At 32.5% G+C, this 4,069-nt stretch carries 6 protein-coding genes; 2 read left to right on the top strand and 4 right to left on the bottom strand.

Features of this window, described 5'->3' with window-relative positions:
- Together DMP16_RS08280 and DMP16_RS08275 are read left to right on the top strand one after the other, a co-directional pair.
- The coding region (locus tag DMP16_RS08280; protein WP_143577083.1) for a transcription initiation factor IIB family protein at window positions 1–500 on the top strand (500 nt) is incomplete at its 5' end.
- 188 nt (window positions 501–688) lie between these two features.
- Window positions 689–1,063: a transcription factor TFIIIC gene (locus DMP16_RS08275; protein ID WP_069281749.1), complete on the top strand. Its 375-nt coding sequence runs from the start codon at window positions 689–691 to the stop codon at window positions 1,061–1,063.
- Here the strand turns inward: DMP16_RS08275 and DMP16_RS08270 are convergent.
- The 4 genes from DMP16_RS08270 to DMP16_RS08255 form a co-directional block, all read right to left on the bottom strand.
- Window positions 1,052–2,197, bottom strand: coding sequence for a tRNA (guanine(26)-N(2))-dimethyltransferase (locus DMP16_RS08270; RefSeq protein WP_069281750.1), 1,146 nt, complete (start codon window positions 2,195–2,197; stop codon window positions 1,052–1,054). The genes DMP16_RS08275 and DMP16_RS08270 overlap by 12 nt on opposite strands.
- Complete coding sequence (locus DMP16_RS08265; protein ID WP_069281751.1) at window positions 2,163–3,107, bottom strand: helix-turn-helix domain-containing protein; 945 nt, start codon at window positions 3,105–3,107, stop codon at window positions 2,163–2,165. Before DMP16_RS08265 ends, DMP16_RS08270 begins: the two co-directional genes overlap by 35 nt.
- 3 nt (window positions 3,108–3,110) lie before the next feature.
- Entirely contained in the window at window positions 3,111–3,521 is a 411-nt protein-coding gene (locus DMP16_RS08260; RefSeq protein WP_069281752.1) for a DUF61 family protein, read from the bottom strand.
- Between the two features lie 4 nt (window positions 3,522–3,525).
- Window positions 3,526–4,069: fibrillarin-like rRNA/tRNA 2'-O-methyltransferase (locus DMP16_RS08255; protein ID WP_143577082.1), on the bottom strand; the 544-nt coding region annotated here is incomplete at its 5' end.

Below are 4,069 nucleotides of genomic sequence, written 5' to 3'. Positions count from 1 at the left end.
TGATATTAAGGAAAATGGTAGAGAATGGATTAACTAAAAGGATAGATCAGTACGTCCTAGTGATAGCGTCATTATACTATTCATGTCAAGTAAATAACATACCTAGACACTTACAAGAGTTCAAATCAAGGTACTCAATTTCATCTAGCGAATTATGGAAGGCTTTAGAAAGAGTTCAAAGCGCAGCAAAATCGATACCAGAGTTTAGACCTAAATTGAGACCAACTGAGTATATACCAAAGATAATTGATAGACTGAGATTACCTCCAATAATAGGAACAAAGGCATCAGAGCTTGTAGACTATATGTACAAACAAGGACTAACGAGCGGAAAAGGTTATCTATCCCTTAGCGCAGCATCTGTATATCTCATCTCTGCTTTAATGGACATTAAGAAAACACAAAAGGAAGTAGCTGAGGCTTTAGACATAACAGAAGTAACTATAAGAAACAGATATAAGGAAATAATAGATAGTTTTGACATTACAGTAATGCTTTAGATTTTAATTTTCAGTTTAGATTAAACCTAATATATTGTATCTAACTATATTGTATAATTATTCTTAGTTTGACAAGAAGAACTAAAAACTTATCAATTTTTAGTACCTTAGCTTAACGTTAGATAAAAACAGTAAAGTAAATAAGTGTGGCATACATATATAATATTTAGCCAACACGGGTGTAACAGATGGATACAGATTCAATAAATTATGAGGAGTTAATTCATAAAAAAATAAGGGAAATGGGAGAAAAAGGGATTTCTCAACAAGAACTTGCGAAAAGTATGGGTATACCAATTAGGGAAGTTAGTATAATTGTTAAAAAACTCGTCGAAAAGAAACTTATTGCTAAAAAAGCTGTAAAAGAAAACGGTAAAAACGTAGTTAAACTGTTCCCAATAAATAATACTTATGACTTAAATATATACATTAAATTAGAAAGTATACAAGATATTCCTTGCCTCAATTGTAAAAGCTTAACTAAATGTGGAAATGGGGCTCACGTTAGTCCTCAGTCATGTGGGAAATTATCCAATTGGATATTAGATAGATTAGCTGCTTAACTTTTTCATACAATTAATTACTTCTTCATATTCTTTATTAGTTTTAATTCCAACTGAATCAAAATGAGTTCTAACTCCATCGCCTAAACATTCTAGAATTTTATTAATTTGTGGTATATTTTTAATCTTATTCTTAGAAGCAATCTTGTCAAGTTTATAATACACAGAATCGTAAATACACTCATCCTTAATGACACTGACAAGCTTTTCTAACTTACTAAACGTACTAACATATTCGAACTTTTCCATAGAACTTTCAATCATTTGAATGAACTCTTTATCATTGATAGAACCATAATATAGTGGACCTATTACAGTCATCTCTCCTCCACATCTAGGGCATTTGATCTTATTACATCTTTCGTCTAAGAATTGTTGGAAACCGCATTTCTGGCATTCTCCAAAATATTTAAGAGTTTGAATAGCCTTGTCTGCTTTCTTAGCACCTTTATCGACCCTAAGAAATAATCGATAATAGTAGTCAGAATAAAAAGAGAATAGAGGATATACAGTCTTCTCCATTATGGATGCTTCTCTTATAACTTTGCCTATTAAAACTCTTATTCCCAATTCTTTCGACGACGATAGTTTTGAGTTAATAACATCATATTTTCTCCTAGCAGATAAAACGGAAGAACCAGTTAATGCTGATAGATCAGTAGCTGTAATTGCTACCACTCCTTTCCTTATGGTAGCATTTATTGAGGATAATATAAATGGAGCTGGAGTTCCAAAAGGATCTATATCCACATAATCAGCCTTTATTTCATAAAGTAGTGAGTTAGCATCTCTGTTATACACTTTAGTTACGTTATCATCAATTCCATTGAGCTTCAGGTTTTGTTTGATCAGATTTACAGCTTCTGTATTCTTATCGTTGAATATTAAATTCTCACTTCTCCAAGATTCTAGAAAATATCTTATGCCCCTTATACCTGTAGCGCTCAAAGTATCTACTACTATCTTTGGCCTTAGTGTACTTACAACTATTACACTTATATCTCTATTAAGTACCATTTTAGGATTATAGAATACGGGAGCCCAAGATGGATCAAATTTACCTTCTTTTGTATATTCAGAAGGATCTGGTATGAGTATTTTAGCTTTTCCCTCCACTATCTCCTTTAATTTCATCTATTAAAGAGTGTATACTATTCTCCTCATAAGTTTTATATCCTAAACTTTCACACTCTCTCATGACTCTTGAACTTCTTGAAACGACTAATAGCTCTGAGTTGGTATATGAGGCAATTTTCTTAGCTTCATTAAACTTCTTTAACGATTTAGCGTAATCCTTGCCTTCTATCACAATCATATATTTCTCGTTTTTATCACCGGAAGGTTTGACTATTAAATCTACAGCAGTAAGTTTAAGAGAAAGTACCTTTAATCCTTCTTCTTTTAGAATATGTATTAACTTGACTTTAAAATTCTCTACCGAGGTATCAGAAACTTCATCCTCTTCTTCTAGGTCTCTTTTAACTTTTACTGAATCTCTTATTATATCTCCTATTATTTCATCTCCAAACAAATCTATTAATCTCTCCGCTATTTCTAAGGAAACATCAGAATCTCCTCTTTCATAATCGTATATAGCCTTTCTGGAAACTCCCAGAAGCTTAGCCAAATCGCCTATACTATATCCTATCATCTCTCTTCTAGTCTTCAACACATCATGTCTTATTTTTATAAATATACCTCCCCTAGTCCTATATAAGAAGATTTTCTCGCCGTTCAGTACTCTCATAAGACCTTCGGGAGATATTGCGAAAACGTTATCAGCCTTAATTGATACTATATCATCTTGTTCCTCATTAGTGATTATCAAAGATGCTTTATTGCTCGAAACAGCTAACTTTTTTAGATCAGCTATCTCGTCTTTACTAACTTTTTCATTTGCTGAAAACTTAACTATTGCCGGTTCTCTCGAATTTATTATTAAGTCAACTGATTTCCTACTATGTTCTGGGTATTTAATTAAAGTGTAACTGTACTTTTTTAATTCAAGCGTATCCAATATTTCATCGATAATCTTTGTATTCATTTTTTACATCTCACTTGATTCTGATTCCATAAATAGTGTAGGACTCAAAATTATAAATATTAATGAAGGATACTCCTTTAATAGTCTTTCTACATCAGTAGTTAATATTACATTGCCTATCTCTTTATGCAATAAAACTGAAACTAATTTCCTTTCCCATTCCCCGCCGTTAATATGAAATTCACCTAGCTCAGTGGACTTAGTAAACAATAAAGGAATCTTAACTAATGACCAAAGATATATTGGAACTCTTTTTGAAAGATTATCAATCTCATCTTCCTTTAATTCATGATAAAAACCATTATTCAATTTAATGACACGCTTTCCCTCCAATGCCTCTTTTAACGTAATATATTCTGCAGGCGTAGAGGAGAATAAATCTTTAAGTCCAATTTCAAATATCTTATCTATCAAAATCCTACCCTTTATACCTACTTAAAACAATTGCATGATCCCTATCATAAGGATCTAAGTTTATGATTTGGATAGTCTCAAATCCAGCGTTCTCCATTTTCTCTACTTCAGATTTATAAATCTCTTTAGGATCTTTAGTTACATCAATGCTTCTAGCCTTTATAACCAAAAACATATAACCGTCTTTCTTTAAGAAGAATTGAGCGTTGTAAATTGCAATATCTGTCTGATCTGGCTGAGCTATATCCACATAAATTACGTTAACGTCTTCTACTATTGTCCTATAGTTTTGTGGAAATCTAGCATCAGCTAATATTGGAAACACATTAGGCCTCTTTTGGGCTACAAGTAATAATTCTCTCACAACCCTAGGCGAAAACTCTACACTATACACCTTTCCTCGAAGCTCAACAATATCAGAAACGTGGCTGACCGTGGTACCAGAAGCTGCGCCTAAATACAACACTTTTTCATCCTTCTTAATAGGATTATACTTTAAACCCTTCAAGATAGCACCCGCTAGCTTGCTTCTAAACGCGTTCCACTCC

Origin of the sequence: Sulfolobus sp. B1, from assembly GCF_007050195.1 — an archaeon.
In the GTDB taxonomy this organism is placed as follows: domain Archaea; phylum Thermoproteota; class Thermoprotei_A; order Sulfolobales; family Sulfolobaceae; genus Saccharolobus.
The sequence above is the reverse complement of the archived record's forward strand: the minus strand, read 5'-3'. Positions and strand labels throughout refer to the sequence as shown.

What these genes read in the sequence shown, in the direction of transcription:
- DMP16_RS08270 (WP_069281750.1), bottom strand. Translation starts at nt 2,197, where the DNA reads ATGAAATTAAAGGAGATAGTGGAGGGAAAAGCTAAAATACTCATACCA.
- DMP16_RS08265 (WP_069281751.1), bottom strand. Translation starts at nt 3,107, where the DNA reads ATGAATACAAAGATTATCGATGAAATATTGGATACGCTTGAATTAAAA.
- DMP16_RS08275 (WP_069281749.1), top strand. Translation starts at nt 689, where the DNA reads ATGGATACAGATTCAATAAATTATGAGGAGTTAATTCATAAAAAAATA.